Here is a 23,803-nt window from a genome sequence, read left to right on the forward strand (position 1 = left end):
TCGGGAGCCTGGGGATGCGTCAGGCGTGCAGCGGGTTGGGCTTGTCGGCCTTGATGCCGTAGCGGTGGATGGCCTCGGCCACCTTCGCCACCGGCACGGTGCCCTCTTCCGCCAGCGCCTTGAGCGCCGCCACCACGATGTAGTGGCGGTTGACCTCGAAGTGCTCGCGCAGCTTGCTGCGGAAGTCGCTGCGGCCGAAGCCGTCCGTGCCCAGCACCTTGTACGCGCGGCCCTTCGGCACGAAGGCGCGGATCTGGTCCACGTAGGCCTTGATGTAGTCGGTGGACGCCACCACCGGGCCGCCGTGCTTCTCCAGCTGCTGCGTCACGAAGGGCACGCGCGGCGTGGCCGTGGGGTGCAGCATGTTGTGGCGCTCGCAGTCCAGGCCGTCGCGCGCCAGCTCGTTGAAGCTCGGGCAGCTCCACACGTCGGCGTTCACGCCCCAGTCCCTGGCCAGCAGCTCCTGCGCGGCCAGCGACTCGCGCAGGATGGTGCCCGAGCCGAGCAGCTGCACGCGCACCTTGCCGGCGCCGCCCGCCTTGCACAGGTACATGCCCTTGACGATCTGCTCCTCGGTGCCGGCGGTGAGGCCCGGCATCGCGTAGTTCTCGTTCAGCAGGGTGATGTAGTAGAAGACGTTCTCCTGCTTCTCCACCATGCGCTTGAGGCCGTCCTGCATGATCACGGCGACCTCGTGCGCGAACGTCGGGTCGTAGCTGCGGCAGTTGGGGATGGTCTGCGCCAGCACGTGGCTGTGGCCGTCCTCGTGCTGCAGGCCCTCGCCGTTGAGCGTGGTGCGCCCGGAGGTGCCGCCCAGCAGGAAGCCGCGCGCCTGCATGTCGCCGGCGGCCCAGACCAGGTCGCCCACGCGCTGCAGCCCGAACATCGAGTAGTAGATGTAGAACGGGATCATGATGCGGTTGCTGGTGCTGTAGCTCGTCGCCGCCGCGATCCAGCTGGCCATGCCGCCCGCCTCGTTGATGCCTTCCTGCAGGATCTGCCCGTTCTGCACTTCCTTGTAGTACGAGACCTGGTCGCGGTCCTGCGGCGTGTACTTCTGGCCTTCGTGGTTGTAGATGCCGATCTGGCGGAACAGGCCCTCCATGCCGAAGGTGCGCGCCTCGTCCACCAGGATGGGCACCACGCGGGGGCCGATCTCCTTGTCGCGCAGCAGCTGCGTGAGGAAGCGCACGTAGGCCTGGGTGGTCGAGATCTCGCGGCCCTCGGCCGTCGGGTCCGTCACGGCCTTGAAGGCGTCCAGGCCCGGCACGTGCAGCTGCTCGTCGGCCTTCGCGCGGCGCTTGGGCAGGTAGCCGCCCAGCGCCTTGCGGCGCGCGTGCAGGTACTCCATCTCCGGCGTGTTGTCGGCCGGCTTGTAGAACGGCAGCTCGGCCAGCTTGTCGTCGGGGATCGGGATGTTGAAGCGGTCGCGGAAGGCGCGGATGTCCTCGTCGCCGAGCTTCTTGGCCTGGTGGGCGATGTTCTTGCCCTCGCCGGCCTTGCCCATGCCGAAGCCCTTGACGGTCTTCACCAGCAGCACCGTCGGCTGGCCCTTGTGGTTGGCCGCGCGGTGGAAGGCCGCATAGACCTTCTGCGGGTCGTGGCCGCCGCGGTTCAGGCGCCACACGTCCTCGTCGCTCATCTTGGCGACCATCTCCAGCGCGCGGGGATCGCGGCCGAAGAAGTTCTTGCGCACGAAGGCGCCGTCGTTGGCCTTCATGGCCTGGTAGTCGCCGTCGACCACGTCCATCATGATCTTGCGCAGCACGCCTTCCTTGTCGCGCGCCAGCAGCGGGTCCCAGTAGCTGCCCCAGATCAGCTTGATCACGTTCCAGCCGGCGCCGCGGAATTCGCCTTCGAGCTCCTGGATGATCTTGCCGTTGCCGCGCACCGGGCCGTCCAGGCGCTGCAGGTTGCAGTTCACCACGAAGATCAGGTTGTCCAGCTTCTCGCGCGTGGCCACCCCGATGGCGCCCATGGACTCCACTTCGTCCATCTCGCCGTCGCCCAGGAAGGCCCAGACCTTGCGCTTCGAGGTGTCCGCGATGCCGCGGGCATGCAGGTACTTCAGGAAGCGCGCCTGGTAGATCGCCATCAGCGGGCCCAGGCCCATCGACACCGTCGGGAACTGCCAGAAGTCCGGCATCAGCTTCGGGTGCGGGTAGCTGGAAAGGCCGTGGCCGTCGACCTCCTGGCGGAAGTTCACCAGCTGCTCCTCGGTCAGGCGGCCTTCCAGGAAGGCGCGGGCGTAGATGCCCGGCGAGCTGTGGCCCTGGATATAGAGGCAGTCGCCGCCGTGGTCGGGGCTCTCGGCGTGCCAGAAGTGGTTGAAGCCGGCGCCCAGCATGGTGGCCAGCGAGGCGAAGGAGCTGATGTGGCCGCCCAGGTCGCCGCCATCTTCCGGGTGCAGGCGGTTCGCGCGGACGACCATGGCCATGGCGTTCCAGCGCATGTAGGCGCGCAGGCGCTCCTCGATCTCCAGGTTGCCGGGGCAGCGTTCCTCGTCCTGCGGCTCGATCGTGTTCACGTAGCCGGTGGTGGCCGAGAACGGCATGTCGATGCCTTGCTGGCGCGCCTCCTCGAGCAGCTGTTCCAGCAGGAAGTGCCCGCGATCGCGGCCTTCCTTGTCGATGACCGCCGCGAGGGCCTCCACCCATTCGCGCGTCTCCTGCGCGTCTGCGTCGTTGGCGGCCGAGCCGAACAGGCGGTCGGGCTGTGCGGACATGTTGTCTCCTTGATGCGTGCGAGTGAATTTAGTACGGGCTGGCCGCACGCGGTGAGTGTCGCACAACTCCGAAGCGATTTCAAATTATGCGTATCGATTTCACGATATGATTTTTCCCTCGATGGCGGCACCTTCGCGCCACGCTTGGGTCCATCCTTGGGCGCACCTACACTACGCCACCCATGCATGACTCTCCCGCTTCGGAGCTGCCCTCCGAAGGCCCCATCCCCGACTGGTGGCGCCACTGGTGGCGCCGGCAGACGCCCACCCGGCAGGACCGCTTCGCGATGCTCGCGCCGCTCGCGGCCGTGCTGCTGTTCCTCGCCGCGATCGTCTCCGCCTTCTCCTACCTGCGGCTGGAAGAGATGGACCGCGAGCAGGAGGCGGTCCGGCGGGACGTCGAGTACGGCCAGCAGCGGATGCGCCTGCGCCTGCTCGAACGGCAGGAACAGCTGATGCGTATCGCGCGCGACATCTCCAACAAGGAGGTGGACCCGCAGGAGTTCGTCGGCCGCGCCGAGTCGATGATCGCACAGTACCCCGAGCTGCTCATGCTCACCTGGATCGACGAGCGCCGCCGCATCGTCGCCAGCTACGCCGCCCCGAGCCTGAGCGTCGCGCAGGTGCGCAGCAAGGGCGAGGTGCTGCGCCCGGGCGAGACGGAAACCATGTACAGCCTGGCGCGCGACCTGCAGCAGCCGGTCTACTCGCAGCCCGTCGCGGGCCCGGACAGCTCGGGCCTGCTGCAGCTGCACGTGCCGCTCACCGAGCAGGGCAAGTTCGGCGGCGTGATCCTGGGCGAATACTCCATCGACAGCCTGCTGCGCTACGGCGTGCCGGCCGAGATCCTGGCCAAGTACGCGGTCGCCCTGCTCGATGCCAAGGGCCGCGTGCTCGCGGGCACCTCGGTGCCGCCCCGCAACCCGGCGACGCAGTTCCTGCCCTGGGCGGCGCAGCCGAACGAATACGAAGTGCCGGTCTCGCCGGTGGGCAACGGCCTGATCGTGCGCGCGCAGGCCTACCGCACCGGCCTGGGCGTGATCGGCAGCGGCCTGTTCTGGCTGGTCGGCGCGCTCTCCGCGATGACGGCGTGGATGCTGATCGCCAACTGGCGCCACACGCGCCGGCGCATGCAGGCGCAGCAGGCGCTGATGGCGGAGACCAACTTCCGCCGCGCCATGGAGAACTCCATGCTGACCGGCATGCGGGCGCTGGACCTGCACGGCCGCATCACCTACGTCAACGCCGCGTTCTGCCAGATGACGGGATGGAGCGAGGCGGAGCTGGTGGGCCGCACGCCGCCCTTCCCCTACTGGCCGGAGGAAGACCGCGAGCTGCTGGCCGCGCGGCTGGAGGACGAACTGAAGGGCCGCACCATCCAGGGCGGCTTCCAGGTGCGCGTGAAGCGCAAGGACGGCAGCCTGTTCGACGCGCGCCTCTACGTGTCGCCGCTGGTGGACGCCAAGGGCCACCAGACCGGCTGGATGACGTCGATGACCGACATCACCGAGCCGACCCGCATCCGCGAGCAGCTGCAGGCCTCGCACGAGCGCTTCACCACGGTGCTGGAGGCGCTCGACGCCTCGGTGTCGGTGGCGCCGCTGGGCAGCGAGGAACTGCTGTTCGCCAACAAGCTGTACCGGCTCTGGTTCGGCGGCCGCGCCGCGGGCCACCTGCAGATGGTGGCGCAGGCCGGCATGTCGCCGGCCGCGCGCACGAACGACGAGCACCTGGACGAAGTCGACTCCTTCGTCGGCCTGCCGACCAACACGCTCACGTCGGCGAGCTCCGAGAACGCCGAGATCCTGGTGCCCGAGCTGGGCAAGTGGCTCGAAGTGCGCTCGCGCTACCTGAACTGGGTGGACGGCCGCCTGGCCCAGATGGTGATCGCCACCGACATCACGACGCGGCGCAACGCGGAGGAAGAGGCGGCCGCGCAGGCGGAGCGCGCGCAGTCCGCGAGCCGCCTGATCACCATGGGCGAGATGGCATCGAGCGTCGCCCACGAGCTGAACCAGCCGCTGACGGCCATCACGAACTACTGCAACGGCCTCATGTCGCGCATCCGCGGGCGCCAGATCAGCGACGACGACGTGCTGGCGGCGCTGGACAAGACCGCGCGGCAGGCGCAGCGCGCCGGCCAGATCATCCAGCGCATCCGCAGCTTCGTGAAGCGCAGCGAGCCGAACCGCACGCTCTCGGACGTGAGCGTGATGGTGAGCGAGGCGCTGGAACTCGGCGAGATCGAACTGCGCCGGCGCAACGTGCGCCTGTCGCACTACGTCGCGGCCCGCCTGCCGCAGCTGATGGTGGACCCGATCCTGATCGAGCAGGTGCTGGTGAACCTGCTGCGCAACGCCGCCGAGTCGATCGAGCAGGCGGGGCGCCCCGCGGGGCGGCGCAGCGTGGAACTGCGCGTGCTGCCCAAGTCGGTGGGCGAGCAGCCCGTGGTGGAATTCTCCGTGGTCGATTCCGGCCAGGGCCTGGCGCCGGAGGTGATGGAACGCCTCTACGAAGCCTTCTTCTCCACCAAGGCCGAAGGCATGGGCATCGGCCTGAACCTGTGCCGCTCGATCGTCGAGTCGCACCAGGGAAGGATGCAGGCGGAGAACATCTACAATGGCAACGAGGTCACCGGCTGCCGGTTCTCCTTCTGGATACCGGTGTCGGGTGCTACAAGTCCGATAGTAGGCAAGGACGCGGGGGTGACAACAGCATGAGCTTGATTCCCAAGAAGGGCACCGTGTACGTCGTCGACGACGACGAGGCGGTGCGCGATTCGCTGCAGTGGCTGCTGGAAGGCAAGGACTACCGCGTCCGCTGCTTCGACTCCGCCGAGTCCTTCCTCGCCCGCTACGACCCGCGCGAGGTCGCCTGCGTGATCGTCGACATCCGCATGGGCGGCATGACGGGCCTGGAGCTGCAGGACCGGCTGGTGGAGCGCAAGTCGCCCCTGCCCGTGGTCTTCATCACCGGCCACGGCGACGTGCCCATGGCGGTGAACACCATGAAGAAGGGCGCGATGGACTTCATCCAGAAGCCCTTCAAGGAAGACGAGCTCGTGAGCCTGGTCGAGCGCATGCTGGAGCGCGCGCGCGAGACCTTCGCCGAATACCAGAGCGCCGCCAGCCGCGACGCCCTGCTCTCCAAGCTGACCTCGCGCGAGGCGCAGGTGCTCGAACGCATCGTCGCCGGCCGCCTGAACAAGCAGATCGCCGACGACCTGGGCATCAGCATCAAGACGGTGGAGGCGCACCGCGCCAACATCATGGAAAAGCTGAACGCCAACACGGTCGCCGACCTGCTGAAGATCGCGCTGGGGCAGACGCCTCCAAAGGCATAGGTCTTCGCAGACTTTTCAACGCAGAGGGCGCAGAGGACACGCAGAGAACGCAGAGAAGACCTGAAAAGGCTTTCTTCTGCGTCCTCTGCGTAGCCTTTGCGTCCTCTGCGTTCCTCTCTCAGCCCTCCCCCCAAAATGACAGCACAACTCATCGACGGCAACGCGCTTGCGAAGCAGGTGCGCGCCGAAGTCGCCGGCCGCACCGAAGCCCTGAAGGCCCGCGGCATCCAGCCGCATCTCGCCATCCTCCTGGTCGGCGAGGACCCGGCGAGCCAGGTGTACGTGAAGCACAAGGTCGCGGACAGCGAGCAGACCGGCCTGAAGGCCACGCTGGAGCGCCATCCGGCGACGATGACCGAAGCCGCCCTGCTCGAACGCATCCGCGCGCTCAACGCCGACGCTTCCGTGCACGGCATCCTGGTGCAGCTGCCGCTGCCGAAGCACATGGACAGCCACAAGGTGATCGAGGCGATCTCGCCCGCCAAGGACGTCGACGGCTTCCACGTGGCGAGCGCCGGCGCGCTGATGGTCGGCCAGCCGGGCTTCTGGCCCTGCACGCCCTACGGCTGCCTGAAGATGCTCGATGCGATCGGCTGCGACCTGCGGGGCAAGCACGCGGTGGTGATCGGCCGCAGCAACATCGTCGGCAAGCCGATGGCGATGATGCTGCTCGCGCGCGATGCCACCGTCACCATCTGCCACAGCCGCACGCGCGACCTGAAGGCGCTGACGCTGCAGGCCGACGTGGTCGTCGCCGCGGTCGGCAAGCGCAACGTGCTCACCGCCGACATGGTCAAGCCGGGCGCCGTCGTGATCGACGTCGGCATGAACCGCAACGAGGAAGGCAAGCTGTGCGGCGACGTCGACTTCGCGGGCGTGAAGGAAGTCGCCGGCTGGATCACGCCGGTGCCGGGCGGCGTCGGCCCGATGACGCGCGCGATGCTGCTCGTGAACACCATCGCCGCCGCGGAACGCGCCGGCGGCTGAACGCGCTCAGGTGGCGCTGCGCTTGCGCGGCGCAGCGCGCTCAGGCGGCGCTGCGCTTGCGCGGCGCCGCCAACACCTTCTTGCTGACACGGGCCTGACGCGACAGGCCGCCGAAAAAAATTTCGAGCACCGGACGCAGCTGTTCGAGCTCGTCGCGGTGCGCCTCGGCGAGCTTCGCGACGGCGCGCGCGCCGCGCGGCGTGAGGCGCAGTTCGACCTTGCGCCGGTCCACCTGCGAGGGCTCGCGCACCAGCAGTCCGCCGGTGGCCAGGCGGTCGACGAGGCCCACCGTGCTGTTGTGCTTCAGGAAGAGCTGCTGCGCGAGGTCGTTGATGGTGCAAGGCGCGTCCCCAGGCCATGCCCGCAGGATGAGCAGGGCCTGGTAGTGCGTCCCCGTGAGCCCCGCCTGCGCGGAGACGCCGTCGCTGAAGCGCAGGAACGCGCGCAGCGCATGGCGGAAGGCCGCGAGCCTCGCGTAGTCGCCGTCGGTCAGGGGAGGCCGGCTGCGTGCCGGGCTGCTTTGCACTTGCGGTCTCCAGCGGCCCGTTCGCCGCGCATAGGGGTTATCGCCGATGAAGGGAATATCTTACACCGATACACTCCGGAAGTATCGGCTCAAGATATATCTGTCTGCGGGAGTCGACACCAGGAGATTCGCGATGAAGAAACATGCGTCTGATTCCTCCACCCCCAGCCGGCGCGATTTCATTCGCGTCGGCCTCGGAGCCGCCGGAGGCATTGCCCTTCCGGCCGGGATGGTTTCCCCGGCCTTCGCGGCCGAACAGCACCCGCCCATCGGCACCTGGCCTGCCGGCGTCCAGGGCGACTCGGTGTTCATCGGCATCAGCGTGCCGCGCACCGGCACCTACGCGGTGCAGGGCGAGGACGAGCTCAAGGGCTACCAGCTCGCGATCGAGCACATCAACGAAGGCCATCCGCTGATCAAGGCCATCTCGCCCAAGACCAAGAAGGGCGTGCTGGGCAAGCAGCTGAAATACGGCGTCGCCGACTCGGCCGCCAAGCCGAACGACGCGGTGCAGGCGCAGCAGCGCTTCATCACCGAGAACAAGGCGATCATGATCACCGGCGGCACCTCCAGCGCCGTGGCCGTGGCGCTGAACAAGCTGGCGCAGCGCGAGAAGGTGCTGTTCGTCTGCGGCATCTCGGGCTCCAACGACACCACCGGCAAGGACTGCGTGCGCTACGGCGTGCGCCAGAACTTCTACGGGCAGACGGCGGCCAACGCCATCGGCCCGGCGCTGCTGAAGGCCTACGGCAAGAACAAGAAGATGGCGTTCATGACGCCCGACTACACGTACGGCCACACCGTCACCAAGTCGGTCAGCGAATACCTGATCAAGAACGGCGGCTGGCAGATGGTGACCAACCAGGTCTCGCCGCTGGGCGCCCCCGACTACAGCTCCTACCTCACCAACATCGCCAACTCGGGCGCCGAGTTCCTGATCAACGTGAACTGGGGCCACGACGCCGTGCTGTCCACCCAGCAGGCCAAGCAGTTCGGCCTGCTGCCCAAGATGAAGCTGGTGATCCCCTACCAGATCCCCTTCCTGGCGCGCGAGGTCGGCGCCGACATCACGGAGGGCGTGTACGCCGCCACCGACTTCTGGTGGACGCTGGAGGACAAGTACCCGCTCGCCAAGCAGTTCGTCGAGGCCTTCGAGAAGAAGTTCGGCTACAAGCCCGAATGGGGCGCCGAGAACGCGTACATGGAATTCGCCCTCTGGGCGGAGGCCGTGGAGCACGCCGGCACCTTCTATCCGCCCGACGTCATCAAGTCCTACGAGTCGCCGCGCAAGCTGAACTCGGTGGTGGGCGAGGTGCAGTGGCGTCCCGAAGACCACCAGCTGATCCGGCCGGTGATCATCGTGCGCGGCAAGAAGCCGAGCGCCATGCGCAACAAGGAAGACTACTGGGAGGTCGTCGACGTCATCCCGGGCGCCGGCCTGATGCAGAAGCCCGACGAGTTCGGCTGCAAGCTCGGCCCGTACACCTGATCGGCGCTTGACACCGGGCAGCGCGGGCGGCACGGGCCGCCCCGCTGCCCACGCCTGCCTCCAACATGCTCACCTGGTCCAACTTCCTCTCCCAGCTGTTCAACGGCCTCGCGCTCGGCGCGCTGCTCGCGCTGATCAGCTCGGGACTCACCATCATCTACGGCACGCTGGGCGTGCTGAACCTGGCGCACGGCGCCATGTTCATGCTCGGCGGCTACGCCGGCTACGCGGCCTACCAGGCCACCGGCTCCTTCATCGTCGCCGTGCTCGCCGGCACCCTGTTCGTCGGGCTGCTGGGCCTCCTGATGGAGCGGCTGATCATCCGCCACTTCTACAAGCGGGAACCGGAAGACCAGCTGCTCGTGACCTTCGGACTGGCGATCGTGTTCGTCGAGGCCGTGCGCTTCATCTTCGCGAGCCTGAGCAAGACGGTTCCGCCACCCTCGATGTTCACGGGCATCACCAACCTCGGCGTCATGGTCTATCCGACCTACCGCCTGGCGGTGGTCGGCATCTGCGCCGTGGCCCTCCTCGCGCTGTACATCGTGCTGTACCGCACCCGGCTCGGCATGATCGTGCGCGCCGGCATCGACGACGCCGTCATGGTCGACTCGCTGGGCATCAATGTCTACCGCATCTTCATGGTCGTCTTCGGCATCGGCGCCATGGCCGCCGGCTTCGCCGGTATCGTCAACGCACCCGTGGTCTCGCTCACGCCGGAGGTCGGCGAAGCGATCCTCGTGCAGACCTTCGTGGTCGTCGTGATCGGCGGCGTGGGCTCCTTCCCCGGCGCGGTGCTGGGCGGCCTGATCGCGGGCGAGATCATCAGCCTCACTTCCATGGTCAATCCCGGCTACGCCTACATCATGCTGTTCGCCGCCATGACGCTGGTCCTGCTCGTGCGACCGCACGGCCTGCTCGGTGTTCGGGGGCGCGAATGAACCCGAAACGCCGCCTCCTGCTGGAAGCGCTCGCCGCGCTGTGCCTGATCGCCGTGCCCTTCGTGCTGCCGGCGCTGGGCGCGGCCCCCAACACCGTCAATCGCGTGCTGGTCTGGGGCCTGTTCGGCCTGGGCTTCGACATCCTGTTCGGCTACACGGGCCTGCTGTCCTTCGGCCAATCCGCGTTCTACGGCACCGGCGGCTTCGTCGCCGCCTACCTGCTCACGCGCGCCGGCTTCCCCTCCGTGATCGTCGCGCTGATCATCGGCATGGTGGTCGCCGCGATCGTCGGCTACCTGATCGGCCTGCTGGCGCTGAAGCGCACCGGCATCTACTTCGCGATGATCACGGTGGCCATCGCCGAGATCTTCTTCTTCGTCGAGTTCAACCCGCTCGCGGACTGGACCGGCGGCGAGAACGGCCTGCCGGGCGTGCCGACGCCGGTGCTGAACCTGGGCTTCACCACGCTGCGCTTCGCCTCCGGCTGGTCGCTCTACCCGTTCCTCGCGTTCTGCTACTTCGTCGGGCTGGTGATCGCGCTGCGCATCGTGCACTCGCCGGTCGGTGCCGTGTTCGCCGCGATCCGCGAGAACCCGCTGCGCGCGGCGGCCGTCGGCCACAACGTGCTGTCGTACAAGCGCACGGCCTTCGTGATCGCCGCCGCTTACGCCGGCCTGGCGGGCGGGCTCCTGGGCGTGCTGCAGGGTTTCATGCCGCCGGACGCCTTCATGTTCGAGACCTCCGGCCAGCTGATCATGCAGACGGCCATCGGCGGGCGCGGCACCCTGATCGGCCCGCTGGTGGGCGCGGCCGTGTGGCTGTTCCTGCAGGACTTCCTGCAGGCGGTGCTGAAGCTCGGCGCCACCTGGAAGCTGGTGCTCGGCGTGGTGTTCGTGCTGCTGGTGTGCTTCCTGCGGCAGGGCATCATCGGCGGCCTGCGCGACCTGTTCGCGCTCGCCACGGGACGGCGCAAGCAGCCCGCCGGCGCAACCCCGAAGGCCGCGCCGGTCGCGGCCCCGGTGCAGAAACCGGCGACCGTCGCGCGGAGCACCCACCATGCCAACGCCGACTACGCGGGCCCCGTGCTGCAGGCCACGGGCCTCACCAAGCGTTTCGGCGGCGTCGTGGCCAACGAAGGCATCGACTTCTCGATCCGCGCGGGCGAACTGCGCGGGATCATCGGCCCCAATGGCGCCGGCAAGTCCACCTTCTTCAAGATGCTCACCTGCGAGATCGAGCCGACCTCCGGCAAGATCGTGTTCGAGGGCCGCGACATCACCGGCATGGGCGTCACCGACGTCTGCCAGCTGGGGCTCACCAAGAGCTACCAGGTCAACCAGCTGTTCAACCGGCTCACCGTGCGCCAGAACGTCACGATCGCGGCGCTGGCCGAACTGCGCGGCAAGTTCCGCCTCGACCTGCTGCGCGGCGTGCACAAGGTCCCCGGCCTCGCCGAACAGGTGGACCACACCCTGGCGCTCGTCAACCTCACCGATCGCGCCGATGCGCCCGTCGCCGAGCTCGCCTACGGCGAGAAGCGCCGGCTCGAGATCGGCCTCGCCCTCGCCTCCTCGCCCACGCTGCTGCTGCTCGACGAGCCGCTGGCCGGCATGAGCCCGAGCGAGCGGGTCGAGACGGTGGCGCTGCTGAAGTCCATCGCGAAGGGCCGCACCATGATCGTGATCGACCACGACATGGACGCGCTGTTCGAGCTGGCCGAGCGCATCACGGTGCTGCAGGAAGGGCGGATCCTCGTCGAGGGCACCCCGGAGGAAATCAAGGGCAACGCGCAGGTGCAGGAAGCCTACCTGGGCGGCGTGCACGAAGCGGTGGCGGTCGCATGAACCTTCTCGAAGTCAAGGGCATCAACAGCTTCTACGGGGACTCCCACATCCTCTTCGACGTGTCGCTGCACGTGAAGAAGAACGAGGTGGTGGCCCTGCTCGGGCGCAACGGCGCCGGCAAGAGCACCACGCTCAAGAGCCTGATGGGCGTGGTGACGCCCCGCAGCGGCTCCGTCATGCTCGATGGCGTGGAGCTCGCCGGCAAGAAGAGCCACGCCATCGCCAAGGCCGGCATGCAGCTCGTGCACGAGGACCGCCGCATCTTCGGCAGCCTCAGCGTCGAGGAGAACCTGGTGCTCGCGGGCCTCACGGCCCCGAACCGCTGGCCGATCGCCCGCGTCTACGAGATGTTCCCGCGCCTGAAGGAGCGCCGCACCAGCCGCGGCACCGACCTCTCGGGCGGCGAGCAGCAGATGCTCGCCATCGGCCGCGCGCTGATCCGCGACCCCAAGATCGTGCTGCTGGACGAGCCCTTCGAGGGCCTGGCCCCGGTGATCGTGCACGACCTCATGGCCGCCTGCCGCAACCTCGCCGAGGCCGGCCAGACCATCGTGCTGGTGGAGCAGAACCTCGCCGCGACGCTCGCGCTGGCGCAGCGCGTCTACATCATCAACAACGGCCACATGGCCCACGAAGGCACGGCCGCCGAGCTCAAGGCGCAGCCGGAGATCCTCCAGCGCTACCTCGGCGTCTAGCGAAAGCCATCGCCGCGATCGCGAATGACGATCGCGGCGGACGTTGAAGAGCCGGCGACTGCCGCAAAATGGGCGGGATGAGCAATCCCCTCCTCGATTTCGACGACCTCCCGCTGTTCGACCAGGTGCGCCCGGAGCACGTGGCGCCGGCGATGGACGAACTGCTGGGCCAGGCGGACCGCGCGCTGGCCGAGGTGACGCAGCCCGCGTTTCCCGCCGACTGGAACGCGATCGCCCGCGTGCTCGATGTCGCCACCGAAAACCTGGGCCGCGCCTGGGGCGTGGTCGGCCACCTGAACGCCGTCGCGGACACGCCGGAACTGCGCGCGGCCTACAACGAGGCGCTGCCCCGCGTCACCGAGTTCTGGACGCGCCTGGGCTCCGACGAGAAGCTCTATGCCAAGTACAAGGCGATCGATCCCGCCGGGCTCTCGCCCGAGCAGCGCCAGGCGCTGCACAACGCGCTGCGCAACTTCCGGCTTTCGGGCGCGGAGCTCACGGGCGCGGCGAAGGAGCGCTTCGCGCAGATCCAGGAACGGCAGGCGGAACTGAGCCAGAAGTTCAGCGAGAACGCGCTCGACGCGACGGACGCCTTCGCGTACTACGCGAGCGAGGGCGAGCTGGAAGGCGTGCCGCCGGACGTGGTGCAGGCGGCGCGCGCCGCCGCGCAGGCCGAGGGCAAGGAAGGCTTCAAGCTCACGCTGAAGATGCCCAGCTACCTGCCGGTGATGCAGTTCGGGCGCAATCGCGCGCTGCGCGAGCGCCTGTACCGCGCCTACGTGACGCGCGCCAGCGACCAGGGCGACCCGAAGTACGACAACACGCCCCTCGTTCGCGAGATCCTCGCGCTGCGCCAGGAGGAAGCGAAGCTGCTCGGCTACCCCAACTTCGCCGAGGTGTCCGTGGTGCCCAAGATGGCCGCTTCGCCCGACGAGGTCGTGAAGTTCCTGCGCGACCTCGCGCGGCGCGCCCGCCCGTACGCCGAGAAGGACCTGGAGGACATGCGCCGCTTCGCCGCGGAGCACCTGGGCCTCGCCGACCCGCAGGCCTGGGACTGGCCGTACATCGGCGAGAAGCTGAAGGAGGCGCGCTACGCCTTCAGCGAACAGGAGGTCAAGCAGTACTTCACCGCCCCCAAGGTGCTCGCGGGCCTGTTCAAGATCGTCGAGACCCTGTTCGAGGTGGAGATCCGGCGCGACCACGCCCCCGTGTGGAACCCGGGCGTGGAGTTCTACCGCATGGAGCGCGGCGGCCAGCTGGTGGGCCAGTTCTACCTGGACCCGGCGGCGCGCACCGGCAAGCGCGGCGGCGCCTGGATGGACGACGTGCGCGCCCGCTGGCTGCGGCCCGACACGGGCCGCCTGCAGACGCCCGTGGCGCACCTGGTGTGCAACTTCGCCGAGGGCGTCGACGGCAAGCCGCCGCTGCTGACGCACGACGACGTGATCACGCTGTTCCACGAATGCGGCCACGGCCTGCACCACATGCTCACGCAGGTGAACGAGCGCGACGTCTCCGGCATCAGCGGCGTCGAGTGGGACGCCGTGGAACTCCCCAGCCAGTTCATGGAGAACTTCTGCTGGGAATGGGGCGTGCTGGAGCACATGACGGCCCACGTGGACACGGGCGCGCCGCTGCCGCGGGAGCTGTTCGACAAGATGCTGGCCGCCCGCAATTTCCAGAGCGGCCTGGCCACGCTGCGGCAGATCGAGTTCGCCCTGTTCGACATGTTGTTGCATTCGCAACACGATCCGGCCGCCGATTTCATGCCCCTTTTGCAACAGGTTCGCGACGAGGTTGCGGTCCTGCACCCGCCGACCTTCAACCGCATGGCGCACACCTTCAGCCACATCTTCGCGGGTGGGTACGCGGCGGGCTACTACAGCTACAAATGGGCCGAAGTGCTCAGCGCCGACGCCTACGCCGCCTTCGAGGAGACCGCGGGCGCCGACGGGATGCCCAGCGTCGAGACGGGCCGCAAGTACCGGCAGGCCATCCTCGAAGCGGGGGGCAGCCGGCCGGCCATGGAGTCCTTCAAGGCCTTCCGGGGCCGCGAGCCGAGCCTCGACGCCTTGTTGCGCCACCAGGGAATGGCCTGACACAATCGGGCAAAGACCATGGGGGATCGGGTATGAGTTCTTACCGTCTGGCGGCCCTGGCCGCGTTCGTGGCCTGCGCCGCAGGCTGGGGCGCCGGGGCCCAGGCACAGGTCTACCGCATCGTCGGCCCGGACGGACGCGTCACCTTCTCGGACCGTCCGCCCGCCGACACGCGCGCGGCGCCGGCCGCGGCGCTGGCCCTCCCCGGCGGCGGAGGCGGCAGCCCCACCGCCTCGCTGCCGGCGGACGTCCGCGCCGCCGCCAGCCGCTTCCCGGTGACGCTCTATACCGGCGCCGACTGCACGCCCTGCCTGTCGGCCCGCAACCTGCTGCTGACGCGCGGCGTCCCCTTCACCGAGCGCACGATCACGACCGCCGAGGACGTGGCGGCACTGCAGCGGCTCTCGGGCGCGACCAGCCTGCCCTTCGCGACCATCGGCGGCCAGCACATCCGCGGCTTCTCCGACCTGGAGTGGTCGCAGTACCTCGACGCGGCGGGCTATCCCAGGACGTCCCGGCTGCCGGCCAGCTGGCGCAACCCGGACCCGCAACCCCTGGTTGCCGCGGCGCAGCCGGCGACGACCAGCGCCCGTCCGGCTCCGGCGCCCCAGCCGCAGCGAGCCGAGGCCGACCCGTTCAGCGACGAGCCGCCGCCGTCGAACCCGGCCGGCATCCGCTTCTAGAACTCCAGCGTCTCGACACCCGCCGCCGTGGCCAGCAGGCACACGGCGGCCTTCTGGTGCGCGAACACGCCCACCGTCACCACGCCGGGCCACTGGTTGACCTCGCTCTCGAAGGCCAGCGGATCGCGGATCTGCAGGCCCGTGACGTCGAGGATGTGCTGGCCGTTGTCGGTCACCAGCGGCTGGCCGTCCTTCATGCGCACCTGCGCCGCGCCGCCCAGCGCGCGGAACTGCCGCACGATGCGCTGCGTCGCCATCGGGACCACCTCCACCGGCAGCGGGAAGCGTCCCAGCACCTCGACCCGCTTGGACGCGTCGGCGATGCACACGAAGCGGCGCGACTGCGCGGCGACGATCTTCTCGCGCGTGAGCGCGGCGCCCCCGCCCTTGACCATGTGGCCGCGGCCGTCGATCTCGTCGGCGCCGTCGATGTAGACGGCCAGCTCGCCGACCTCGTTGGCGTCGAACACGCGGATGCCGATCGCCCGCAGGCGCTCGGTGGAGGCGTTCGAGCTCGAGACGGCGCCAGGCACCTTGTCCTTCATCGTGGCCAGCGCCTCGATGAACTTGTTGACCGTGGAGCCGGTGCCGACCCCGACGATCTCCCCCGGCACCACATACTGGAGCGCGGCCTGGCCCACCAGCGCTTTGAGTTCATCCTGCGTCACGCGACAATCCCCGGTTTGCTGTTCGAAGCCGGAATTATCGGATGTCCCTGCTGCCCTACGCCTTCGCCCGCCCCTTCCTGTTCGGGCTGGACCCGGAAACCGCGCACGAGCTGACGCTCGCCTCGCTGGCGCGCGCCCAGGGCACGCCCCTGCAATGGGCGTACTGCAACGGCTTCGTGCCGGACCCGGTGGAGCTGGCCGGCCTGCGCTTCCCCAACCGCGTGGGCCTCGCGGCGGGCCTGGACAAGAACGCGCGCTGCATCGATGCGCTGGGCGCCATGGGCTTCGGCTTCGTCGAGGTCGGCACCGTCACGCCCAGGGCGCAGCCGGGCAACCCGCGCCCGCGCATGTTCCGCCTGCCCCAGGCCAACGCGCTGATCAACCGCCTGGGCTTCAACAACGAAGGCCTGGATGCCTTCATCGCCAACGTGAAGCGCTCCCGCTTCCGCCAGCAGGGCCGGCTGCTCGGGCTCAACATCGGCAAGAACGCCGTCACGCCGATCGAGGAGGCGACCGGCGACTATCTGGCCTGCCTGGCCGGCGTCTATCCGCACGCCGACTACGTCACCGTCAACATCTCCAGCCCCAACACGAAGAACCTGCGGGCGCTGCAGTCCGACGAGGCGCTGGACGCCCTGCTCGCGGCGATCGCCGCGCGGCGCGAGCAGCTCGCCGCGGAACACAACCGGCGCGTGCCGGTGTTCGTGAAGATCGCGCCCGACCTCGACGAGCAGCAGGTCGCGGTGATCGCGGCGACCCTGCGCCGCCACGGCATGGACGGCGTGATCGCCACCAACACCACGATCGCCCGCGACCAGGTGCAGGGCCTGCCGCATGCGCAGGAGGCCGGCGGCCTGAGCGGCGCCCCGGTGCTCGCGGCCAGCAACTGCGTCATCGCGCAGCTGCGCGCCGCGCTGGGCAGCGGCTTTCCCATCATCGGTGTCGGCGGGGTGCTCAGCGCGGACGATGCGCTGTCCAAGCTGCGCGCGGGCGCCGACGTGGTGCAGATCTACACCGGCCTGATCTACCGCGGCCCTGCGCTGGTGGACGAGATCGCGCGGGCCTTCAAGGCGCGATCGCGCGCGTGACCTCCTCGGCGATCGCCAGCGCGCTCGTGAGGCCCGGCGACTCGATCCCGAACAGGTTCACCAGCCCCGGCACGCCGTGCAGCGCCGGGCCGTCGATGCGGAAGTCCGGCGCCTTCTCGTGCGGGCCGTGGATCTTGGGGCGCACGCCGCTGTAGCTGGGCGCGAGCGCGCCATCGGGCAGGTCCGGCCAGTAGCGCCGCACCTCCGCATAGAAGCCTTCCGCGCGGGCCGGGTCCACGCGGTAGTCGATCTCCTCGGGCGTGCGCACGTCCAGCCACTCGATGTCGGGGCCGAACTTCGCCTGGCCCCCGAGGTCCAGCGTGAGGTGCACGCCCAGCCAGGCGTCGGCCGGCGCCGGATAGACCAGGTGCGTGAAAGGCGAGCGGCCCGACAGCGCGTAGTAGTTGCCCTTGGCGAACCACTCGCGCGGCACGAAGCGCGCGTCCAGGCCTTCGAAGCGCCGCGCCAGCGCGCAGGCATGCAGCGAGGCGGCGTTCACGAGCAGGTCGCAGGCGAGCTCGCTGCCGTCGGCGAAGCGCAGCACGTGCGGCTCGCCGGCGCGCGCGGCCAGCGTCGCGCCGGTCGCCTGCGTGGCGAAGGCCACCATGCCGCCGGCGCGCTCCAGGTCGCCCTGCAGCGCCAGCATGAAGCCGTGGCTGTCGACGATGCCGGTGCTGGGCGAATGCAGCGCGGCGATGCACTGCAGCGCCGGCTCCAGCGCGCGCGCCTGCGTGCCTTCCAGGAACTCCACGGGCACGCCATTCGCGGCGGCACGGTCCTGCAGCCCGCGCAGGGCCTGCACTTCCGCTTCGGTGTTGGCTACCGTCAGCTTGCCGCAGCGGCGATGGTCGACGCCGTGCGAAGCGCACAGGGCGTACAGCAGCTCCTTGCCACGCACGCAGAGCCTGGCCTTCAGCGAACCCGGCGCGTAGTACAGGCCGGCGTGGATCACCTCGCTGTTGCGCGAACTGACGCCCTGGCCGATGCCGTCCTGCGCCTCGACGACGATGGTTTCGCCGCCGGACTGCGCCAGCGCCCGCGCCGCCGCCAGGCCCACGGCCCCGGCGCCGACCACGACGGCGGCGACCCGCTCCATCAGGCCAGCGTCCGCGGGTCCGTGGCCAGCAGCCGCTGCACGAGCTGCCGCAGGTGTCCGCGCAGTGTCGCGAAACCGGCGTTCGGCTCCAGCGTCTCCTCGTCCATGTACAGCTTGCGGTTCACCTCGACCTGGATGCCGTGGCGCTGGCGCGCCGGGTCGCCGTAGCGCCGCACCAGCTCGACGCCCTTGTAGGGATGGTTGTAGGCGACGTCGTAGCCGAAGCCGCGCAGCACCTCGCACACCAGCTGCGACAGCGCGGGCGCCGCGCTCGTGCCGTCGCGGTCGCCGATGACGAAGTCGGCGTGCACGAGCCCCGGGAACTCGGTCGCGTGGCTGGCCGCCACGGCCGGCATGGAGTGGCAGTTCAGGTGGATGCTGTAGCCGTGGCGCGCATGCGCGGCCTCGATGGCCTGCGCGACGGCCGCATGATAGGGGCGCCAGCAGCGTTCGATGCGCTGGCGCACCTCGCCCGCGGTGAGCTGGCGGTCGTAGATCGGCAGGCCCTCGTCGGTGCAGCGCCAGACCAGGCCCTTGCCCAGGCGCACCTTGGACAGCACCACCGGGTCGGTCGCGAGCGGCTCGGGCCAGTCGTCGGCCAGCAGGCCGACGTCCAGTTCGGTGAGGTCGCGGTTGGCGTCGAGGTAGCTGCGCGGGAACAGCGCCTCGATCCAGGCGACGTCCAGCGAGGGCGCGAAGTCGTACAGCTTCTCGACGTGCGTGTCCTCGGCGCGCCGCAGCACGGCGAGGTCCACCGCGGGACGGAAATCTTCGGGATAGTCCACGCCGCTGTGCGGCGAATCGAGCACCAGGGGGGCGCTGCCCGGGATGTAGCGGATCAGCGATGACATCCCGCGATTGTCGCCCAGCCGCGCGGGGCGGGAGCGTTCAGCCCGGGGTGCTGCTGGTCCAGCGCACGCGGCCGTCACTGCCGCGGGTGACGGTGCCGTCGGACCACACCACGTGCTCGCCGCGCCGGCCCGGGGCCGCGTCGGCGTCGCCGCCCTGGCCCGACCAGGCGATCGTGCCGAGCGGCACGGGCCTGGCCGGCTTCGCGCCCTCGGCGGACGCCAGCAGGACCTTCGCCGCGGGGGAGGACTTGCCCGCCGACGCGAGCTTCACCGCCGGCGCCGTCTTCGCCGCCGCGGCAGCCTGCGCGACCACGGCCGGCAGGTCGGTGCGGCCGCCCTGCAGCAGTTCGGCCTGCCGCGCGCCCACGCGCACGTTCGCGATGTGGCGCTGCGTCTCCACGGGCAGCGCCGCGGTGCTCGTGCCGTTCCAGCGTTCGCGGGCGCGGCTCGACAGGTTGTAGTAGATCGACACGCCTTCGCGCAGCCGCTTCGCGTAGTCCGCCCCGCTGAGCCCCAGGCCGGCGATGCGTCGCGCGCTCCACTGCGCCGCTTCCTTCAGCAGCGTGGCCGCCGCGTGCACCGCCTCGACGGGATCGTTGGCGTTCGCGACGCCCAGGGCGCGCGCCGTCGCCGGCTCGAACTGCGCCAGGCCGTGGCTCGCCACGCCGTTGCGTCCCATGCCGGTGCGCGGCACCCAGCTCGTCTCGGCATTGATCACGCCGTAGACGTCGCGGAAATCGAGTCCCACTTCGGACAGGCCCGCGCGTTCCGCGGCCGAGCGCGCCAGCAGCAGGCGCGACTTCGGGTCCGGCGTCCGCCGCTCGCGCCCGTCCACCTGCACGGGCACCCATTTCAGTTGCGCGCGCAAGCTGTCGTAGTAGGCCTTCTCGGCGGACGCCGACGGCGCGGCGGCCGCCAGCAGCGGCTGGGCCGCGAAGCAGGCCAGGACGACGAAGTGGCGGGGGCGGGGCTGGAAGCGGCTTCTTTTTCTCATGCTGCGCTGTCTGACAGCGCAGCGCCGGAAGGTTCTGGCCCAGCCCTTCGCAAAGCCGTGAAAACGGCACGGAAAGCGTGTCGGAGTGATCCGACACGCGTGTCGGACGATGCCGCCTCAGCTGTATTCGCGCCGCAGTTGCTTCGCTGCCTCGACCATGGCGGCGAGCTTGCCCTGCGAGACTTCGCGCGGCAGGTACTTCATGCCGCAGTCTGGCGCCAGGATGACCTGCTCGGGTGCGATGTGCTCCAGGGCCCGCCGGATGCGGTCGGCCACCACCTCGGGCGTCTCCACCTCCAGGTCGTTCAGGTCGAGGCAGCCGACCAGCACCTGCTTGCCGTCGAGTTCGCGCAGCACCCGCGTGTCCAGGCGCGACTGCGCCGTCTCGATGGACACCTGGCGGCAGCGGCAGCCGGCGAGCTCCGGCAGGAAGGAATAGCCGCTCGGCCGCGCATGGATCACCGCCGCGTAGCCGAAGCAGATGTGCACGCAGGTCGTGCCCTGCACGCCTTCCAGCGCGCGGTTGAGCGCCTGCAGTCCGTACTGCCGCGCCTTCTCGGGCCGCGCCTGCATGTAGGGCTCGTCGACCTGCACCACGTCCGCGCCGGCGGCGAACAGGTCGCGGATCTCCTCGTTGACCGCGGCCGCATAGTCCATCGCCGCTTCTTCCTCGCTGGCGTAGAAGTCGTTCTGCGCCTGCTGCAGCATGGTGAACGGGCCGGGAACCGTGATCTTGGTCTTGCGCGTGGTGTGCGCCTTCAGGAACTTCAGGTCGTCCACCTCCACGGGCCGCATGCGGCGGATGCGGCCCACGATGCGCGGCACGGGGTTCGGATGGCCCGAGCGGTCCAGCGCCGTGCCGGGGTTGTCCAGGTCCACGCCTTCCAGCGCCGTGGCGAAGCGGTTGGAGTAGCTCTCGCGCCGGATCTCGCCGTCGGAGACGATGTCCAGGCCGGCGTCCTCCTGGGCGCGGATCGCCAGCAGCGTCGCGTCGTCCTGTGCCTGCGCGAGCCAGGGCTCGGCGACGCGCCACAGTTCGCGGGCGCGCACGCGCGGCGGGAAGCGGCCGGCGAGCTTCGCGCGGTCGATCAGCCAGTCGGGCTGCGGGTAGCTGCCGACGATCGTGGTGGGGAACAGCATGCGGTCTCCTCGGATGGAGCCGGCAATCTCGCACAGCGGGCGCGGCCGCGCAACAGGCCTTACGTGAGCTGCCGGCGCCGCGCGGCGTAGCCGCCACCGAGCCCCAGCATGGCCGCCGCCGCCCAGAACAGCGGCAGCATGCCTGCCGCCGTGCCGAACGCGCCGAAGGCCAGTGGCAGCACGGTCTGGCTCAGGCTCGTGATCGCGGCGCGCAGGCCCACGGCCTCGCCCGTGCGTTGCGGCGGCGCCGTGACGTGCAGCAGGCTCATGACCACCGGCTGCCCGCATCGCAGCACCATGCCGAGGACCAGGCCCAGCGGCAGCATCGTGCCGACGGTGTCGCAGAAGGGAAAGGCCGCGTAGCCGGCGCCCGCCAGCACGAGCGCCGTGCCGAGCAGCTTCCATTCCGGCACGCGGCGCGAGATCCAGGGCAGCGCCAGGCGCACGGTGGCGCTGCCGATGCCGAAGGCGCCCGCCACCATGCCGATCGCCGTCGCGGACAAACCGCTGCGGGCGCCGTGCAGCGGCACGAGGAAGGTGAAGAGGTCCCAGCCCGCGGAGATCAGCCCGCTCACGATCAGCACGGCCCGCAGCGGCGGCAGCCGCAGCAGGTCGGCGACACCGCGCCCGAAGGCCGGCGCAGCGCCCGCCGCGCGCCGCAACACGGGCGCGCCGCGCAGCAGGGCCGCGGCGGCGGCCGGCAGGAGCGCGAGCTGCAGGAAGGCGCGGCGATAGCCGATGCCGTCGATGGCGGCGCCGGCGAGCAGCGGACCCACGAGCGCCGACGCGGAGAAGCCCACGGCCATGAGCCCGAAGGCGCGGGTGCGGCCCTCGGCGCCGGCGAGGTGGCCGATGGCGTTGTTCACGGCGACGTGCGCCAGCATGAAGGACGTGCCCACCAGCACGCTCGCGAGCGCGAGTCCCGGCAGCGAGGGCAGCAGCGCCGCCGTGAGTTCGCCGGCCGCGACACCCGCCAGCGCCAGGCCCGTGGGGACGCGGTAGCCGCTGCGGTCCACCCAGCGGCCGACCTGCACCGCCACGAAGGTCGGCACGAACATCATCAGGCTCATCAGCAGTCCGACCACCAGGGGCGAGGCCTGCAGGTGCAGCGCTTGCAGGGAGATCGCGAGGCGGGCGCCGCCGAAGCTGGCATGGCACACCGTCAGCAGGAGGATCAGGCGCAGCGGTGCGGCGGGATGGTGGGGGTCGGAAGGGGGAAAGCGCCCGGGCATCGGAGGCCGCGATGTTACCGTGCCCGCCTTTGCCGTCGTCGGAGGACTACAGAAGCTTCGTCCGTTTCGCTGCGGTCCGGGCCGGGGCGGCTGGGTAGAGTCCCCCGGGAAGGACCCGCCCATGCGCTCTTCCAGCAAAAGAAACCTCAGCCTGGCCGCCCTCCTCGTCGCCCTCGTCGCGGCCGGGTCGCTGCTGCCCCTCGCCTACCGGCACAGGCACGCTCCCGAAGCCGACACCCGGATCGCCGCCGTGCCATCGCCGGCCCCGCTGCCGGCGGCTCCGCCCGAGACCGAAGCGGCGCCGCCGCCGCCCGGCACCGAGGCGGTGCCGCCCGAGGAGTCGGAAACCGACCGCGGCCCGGCCTCGGCCACGCCGGCCGGGCCCACGCTCTCGTTCGCGCGCGCCGCGGGCCTGCACCGCACGCCCGACCCGCTGCACCTCAACTCCAGCGTGGCGCTGGTCGTGGACCGCGGCACCGGCGAAGTGCTGCTGCGCAAGAACGACCAGGCCGTGCTGCCGATCGCCTCGCTCACCAAGCTCATGACGACGCTGCTGGTGGTGGAGGCGAAGCAGCCGATGAACGAGGTGCTGACCATCACCGAGGACGACGTGGACAACGTGCGGCACAGCCGCTCGCGCCTGCGCGTGGGCACGCAGCTCACGCGCGAGGAGGCGCTGCGCCTGGCGCTGATGTCCAGCGAGAACCGCGCCGCGCACGCGCTGGGCCGCGCCTATCCCGGCGGGCTGCCCGCGCTCGTGCAGGCGATGAACGCCAAGGCCAAGGCATTGGGCATGAAGAACACGACCTACGTCGACCCCACGGGGCTGTCGAACCGCAACCAGTCGACCGCGCGCGACCTCGCCGTGCTGGTGAACGTCGTGGCGAACCAGCCGATCCTGCGCGAGTTCTCCACCACCCGGCGGCACGTGGCCGACTTCGGCAAGCGCTCGCTGCAGTACATCAACTCCAACCGGCTGGTGCGCAACAGCAAGTCCGGCTGGGACATCGAGCTGCAGAAGACCGGCTACATCGTGGAGGCAGGGCGCTGCCTCACCATGCTCACCGACGTGGGAGGCCACGAGCTGATCATGGTGCTGCTGGACGCCGACAGCAACGGCGCGCGCATGAACGACGCGCAGCGCATGCGCCGCTGGGTCGTCGCCGAGCTGGGCGTGCCCGACACGACGGTGGCCGAGGCGAAGCAGGACGCGGCGCCGCAGAAGAAGTCCGCGGCCCGCAAGCAGGCGCGGCGCAAGACCGCCGTGGCCCACAAGGCGCCCACGAAGAAATCCTCCGGCAAGACGGCCGTCGCGGCCGGCAAGCAGGAGGATCGCAAGGGGCGCGTGCGCCAGAGCTTCGCGGCGGCGCCCGGCGGCTCCAGCAGCTGAAGCCGCGGGCGC

19 protein-coding genes are annotated in these 23,803 nt (G+C 70.0%); 11 read left to right on the forward strand and 8 right to left on the reverse strand.

Annotated features, from left to right (window positions below):
* Positions 1–19 precede the first annotated feature (19 nt).
* Entirely contained in the window at positions 20–2,725 is a 2,706-nt protein-coding gene (gene aceE / locus ACY0MJ_RS05635) for a pyruvate dehydrogenase (acetyl-transferring), homodimeric type (RefSeq protein WP_462637346.1), read from the reverse strand.
* A 182-nt stretch (positions 2,726–2,907) separates the two neighbouring features.
* On the opposite strand from aceE, the gene ACY0MJ_RS05640 reads away from it, so the two are divergent.
* The 3 genes from ACY0MJ_RS05640 to folD all read left to right on the forward strand — a co-directional run bounded on the left by ACY0MJ_RS05640 (position 2,908) and on the right by folD (position 7,055).
* Positions 2,908–5,445 carry a PAS domain S-box protein gene (locus tag ACY0MJ_RS05640; protein WP_462637347.1) on the forward strand — a complete coding sequence of 846 codons (2,538 nt, stop codon included), beginning with the start codon at positions 2,908–2,910 and terminating at the stop codon, positions 5,443–5,445.
* Positions 5,442–6,068 carry a response regulator transcription factor gene (locus tag ACY0MJ_RS05645; protein WP_462637348.1) on the forward strand — a complete coding sequence of 209 codons (627 nt, stop codon included), beginning with the start codon at positions 5,442–5,444 and terminating at the stop codon, positions 6,066–6,068. The genes ACY0MJ_RS05640 and ACY0MJ_RS05645 overlap by 4 nt, the downstream gene beginning before the upstream one ends.
* 135 nt (positions 6,069–6,203) lie before the next feature.
* Positions 6,204–7,055, forward strand: a complete 852-nt coding sequence (gene folD / locus ACY0MJ_RS05650; RefSeq protein WP_462637349.1) for a bifunctional methylenetetrahydrofolate dehydrogenase/methenyltetrahydrofolate cyclohydrolase FolD — start codon at positions 6,204–6,206, stop codon at positions 7,053–7,055.
* Positions 7,056–7,095: 40 nt separating this feature from the next.
* On the opposite strand, the gene ACY0MJ_RS05655 is transcribed toward folD, so the two are convergent.
* A complete protein-coding gene (locus ACY0MJ_RS05655; RefSeq protein ID WP_462637350.1) occupies positions 7,096–7,581 on the reverse strand; it encodes a MarR family winged helix-turn-helix transcriptional regulator in 486 nt (161 codons plus the stop codon).
* A 229-nt stretch (positions 7,582–7,810) separates the two neighbouring features.
* Between ACY0MJ_RS05655 and ACY0MJ_RS05660 the strand changes: the two genes are divergently transcribed.
* The 6 genes from ACY0MJ_RS05660 to ACY0MJ_RS05685 all read left to right on the forward strand — a co-directional run bounded on the left by ACY0MJ_RS05660 (position 7,811) and on the right by ACY0MJ_RS05685 (position 15,332).
* Positions 7,811–9,070 carry a substrate-binding protein gene (locus ACY0MJ_RS05660; RefSeq protein WP_462637351.1) on the forward strand — a complete coding sequence of 420 codons (1,260 nt, stop codon included), beginning with the start codon at positions 7,811–7,813 and terminating at the stop codon, positions 9,068–9,070.
* A gap of 65 nt (positions 9,071–9,135) precedes the next feature.
* Entirely contained in the window at positions 9,136–10,011 is an 876-nt protein-coding gene (locus tag ACY0MJ_RS05665) for a branched-chain amino acid ABC transporter permease (RefSeq protein ID WP_462637352.1), read from the forward strand.
* Positions 10,008–11,855 carry a branched-chain amino acid ABC transporter ATP-binding protein/permease gene (locus ACY0MJ_RS05670; RefSeq protein ID WP_462637353.1) on the forward strand — a complete coding sequence of 616 codons (1,848 nt, stop codon included), beginning with the start codon at positions 10,008–10,010 and terminating at the stop codon, positions 11,853–11,855. The genes ACY0MJ_RS05665 and ACY0MJ_RS05670 overlap by 4 nt, the downstream gene beginning before the upstream one ends.
* Positions 11,852–12,550, forward strand: a complete 699-nt coding sequence (locus ACY0MJ_RS05675; protein WP_462637354.1) for an ABC transporter ATP-binding protein — start codon at positions 11,852–11,854, stop codon at positions 12,548–12,550. The genes ACY0MJ_RS05670 and ACY0MJ_RS05675 overlap by 4 nt, the downstream gene beginning before the upstream one ends.
* A gap of 77 nt (positions 12,551–12,627) precedes the next feature.
* Positions 12,628–14,649: a M3 family metallopeptidase gene (locus ACY0MJ_RS05680; RefSeq protein WP_462637355.1), complete on the forward strand. Its 2,022-nt coding sequence runs from the start codon at positions 12,628–12,630 to the stop codon at positions 14,647–14,649.
* Between the two features lie 32 nt (positions 14,650–14,681).
* Positions 14,682–15,332 (forward strand): glutaredoxin family protein, encoded by a 651-nt coding sequence (locus tag ACY0MJ_RS05685; protein ID WP_462637356.1) that lies wholly within the window; start codon positions 14,682–14,684, stop codon positions 15,330–15,332.
* On the opposite strand, the gene rpiA is transcribed toward ACY0MJ_RS05685, so the two are convergent.
* Entirely contained in the window at positions 15,329–16,000 is a 672-nt protein-coding gene (gene rpiA, locus ACY0MJ_RS05690) for a ribose-5-phosphate isomerase RpiA (RefSeq protein ID WP_462637357.1), read from the reverse strand. The two genes, ACY0MJ_RS05685 and rpiA, sit on opposite strands and share 4 nt — an antisense overlap.
* A 41-nt stretch (positions 16,001–16,041) precedes the next feature.
* On the opposite strand from rpiA, the gene ACY0MJ_RS05695 reads away from it, so the two are divergent.
* Positions 16,042–17,088 carry a quinone-dependent dihydroorotate dehydrogenase gene (locus tag ACY0MJ_RS05695; protein ID WP_462637358.1) on the forward strand — a complete coding sequence of 349 codons (1,047 nt, stop codon included), beginning with the start codon at positions 16,042–16,044 and terminating at the stop codon, positions 17,086–17,088.
* Here ACY0MJ_RS05695 and ACY0MJ_RS05700 read toward each other — a convergent pair.
* The 5 genes from ACY0MJ_RS05700 to ACY0MJ_RS05720 all read right to left on the reverse strand — a co-directional run bounded on the left by ACY0MJ_RS05700 (position 17,066) and on the right by ACY0MJ_RS05720 (position 22,401).
* Complete coding sequence (locus tag ACY0MJ_RS05700; protein ID WP_462637359.1) at positions 17,066–18,184, reverse strand: NAD(P)/FAD-dependent oxidoreductase; 1,119 nt, start codon at positions 18,182–18,184, stop codon at positions 17,066–17,068. The genes ACY0MJ_RS05695 and ACY0MJ_RS05700 overlap by 23 nt on opposite strands.
* A complete protein-coding gene (locus ACY0MJ_RS05705; RefSeq protein ID WP_462637360.1) occupies positions 18,184–19,035 on the reverse strand; it encodes an N-formylglutamate amidohydrolase in 852 nt (283 codons plus the stop codon). Before ACY0MJ_RS05705 ends, ACY0MJ_RS05700 begins: the two co-directional genes overlap by 1 nt.
* Positions 19,036–19,072: 37 nt before the next feature.
* Positions 19,073–20,029, reverse strand: a complete 957-nt coding sequence (locus ACY0MJ_RS05710; protein WP_462637361.1) for a lysozyme family protein — start codon at positions 20,027–20,029, stop codon at positions 19,073–19,075.
* Positions 20,030–20,146: 117 nt separating this feature from the next.
* Positions 20,147–21,169 (reverse strand): uroporphyrinogen decarboxylase family protein, encoded by a 1,023-nt coding sequence (locus ACY0MJ_RS05715; RefSeq protein WP_462637362.1) that lies wholly within the window; start codon positions 21,167–21,169, stop codon positions 20,147–20,149.
* A 59-nt stretch (positions 21,170–21,228) separates the two neighbouring features.
* Positions 21,229–22,401 carry an MFS transporter gene (locus tag ACY0MJ_RS05720; protein ID WP_462637363.1) on the reverse strand — a complete coding sequence of 391 codons (1,173 nt, stop codon included), beginning with the start codon at positions 22,399–22,401 and terminating at the stop codon, positions 21,229–21,231.
* A 121-nt stretch (positions 22,402–22,522) separates the two neighbouring features.
* Between ACY0MJ_RS05720 and ACY0MJ_RS05725 the strand changes: the two genes are divergently transcribed.
* Positions 22,523–23,791 (forward strand): serine hydrolase, encoded by a 1,269-nt coding sequence (locus tag ACY0MJ_RS05725; RefSeq protein ID WP_462637364.1) that lies wholly within the window; start codon positions 22,523–22,525, stop codon positions 23,789–23,791.
* Positions 23,792–23,803 lie beyond the last annotated feature (12 nt).

The sequence above is a fragment of the Ramlibacter sp. bp-362 genome, assembly GCF_054956735.1.

Bases quoted from the DNA above. Each gene is read 5' to 3' on its own strand.
- aceE (WP_462637346.1), bottom strand. From the start codon at position 2,725: ATGTCCGCACAGCCCGACCGCCTGTTCGGCTCGGCCGCCAACGACGCA.
- ACY0MJ_RS05640 (WP_462637347.1), top strand. From the start codon at position 2,908: ATGCATGACTCTCCCGCTTCGGAGCTGCCCTCCGAAGGCCCCATCCCC.
- ACY0MJ_RS05645 (WP_462637348.1), top strand. From the start codon at position 5,442: ATGAGCTTGATTCCCAAGAAGGGCACCGTGTACGTCGTCGACGACGAC.
- folD (WP_462637349.1), top strand. From the start codon at position 6,204: ATGACAGCACAACTCATCGACGGCAACGCGCTTGCGAAGCAGGTGCGC.
- ACY0MJ_RS05660 (WP_462637351.1), top strand. From the start codon at position 7,811: ATGGTTTCCCCGGCCTTCGCGGCCGAACAGCACCCGCCCATCGGCACC.
- ACY0MJ_RS05665 (WP_462637352.1), top strand. From the start codon at position 9,136: ATGCTCACCTGGTCCAACTTCCTCTCCCAGCTGTTCAACGGCCTCGCG.
- ACY0MJ_RS05670 (WP_462637353.1), top strand. From the start codon at position 10,008: ATGAACCCGAAACGCCGCCTCCTGCTGGAAGCGCTCGCCGCGCTGTGC.
- ACY0MJ_RS05675 (WP_462637354.1), top strand. From the start codon at position 11,852: ATGAACCTTCTCGAAGTCAAGGGCATCAACAGCTTCTACGGGGACTCC.
- ACY0MJ_RS05680 (WP_462637355.1), top strand. From the start codon at position 12,628: ATGAGCAATCCCCTCCTCGATTTCGACGACCTCCCGCTGTTCGACCAG.
- ACY0MJ_RS05685 (WP_462637356.1), top strand. From the start codon at position 14,682: ATGAGTTCTTACCGTCTGGCGGCCCTGGCCGCGTTCGTGGCCTGCGCC.
- ACY0MJ_RS05695 (WP_462637358.1), top strand. From the start codon at position 16,042: ATGTCCCTGCTGCCCTACGCCTTCGCCCGCCCCTTCCTGTTCGGGCTG.
- ACY0MJ_RS05700 (WP_462637359.1), bottom strand. From the start codon at position 18,184: ATGGAGCGGGTCGCCGCCGTCGTGGTCGGCGCCGGGGCCGTGGGCCTG.
- ACY0MJ_RS05705 (WP_462637360.1), bottom strand. From the start codon at position 19,035: ATGTCATCGCTGATCCGCTACATCCCGGGCAGCGCCCCCCTGGTGCTC.
- ACY0MJ_RS05710 (WP_462637361.1), bottom strand. From the start codon at position 20,029: ATGAGAAAAAGAAGCCGCTTCCAGCCCCGCCCCCGCCACTTCGTCGTC.
- ACY0MJ_RS05715 (WP_462637362.1), bottom strand. From the start codon at position 21,169: ATGCTGTTCCCCACCACGATCGTCGGCAGCTACCCGCAGCCCGACTGG.
- ACY0MJ_RS05720 (WP_462637363.1), bottom strand. From the start codon at position 22,401: ATGCCCGGGCGCTTTCCCCCTTCCGACCCCCACCATCCCGCCGCACCG.
- ACY0MJ_RS05725 (WP_462637364.1), top strand. From the start codon at position 22,523: ATGCGCTCTTCCAGCAAAAGAAACCTCAGCCTGGCCGCCCTCCTCGTC.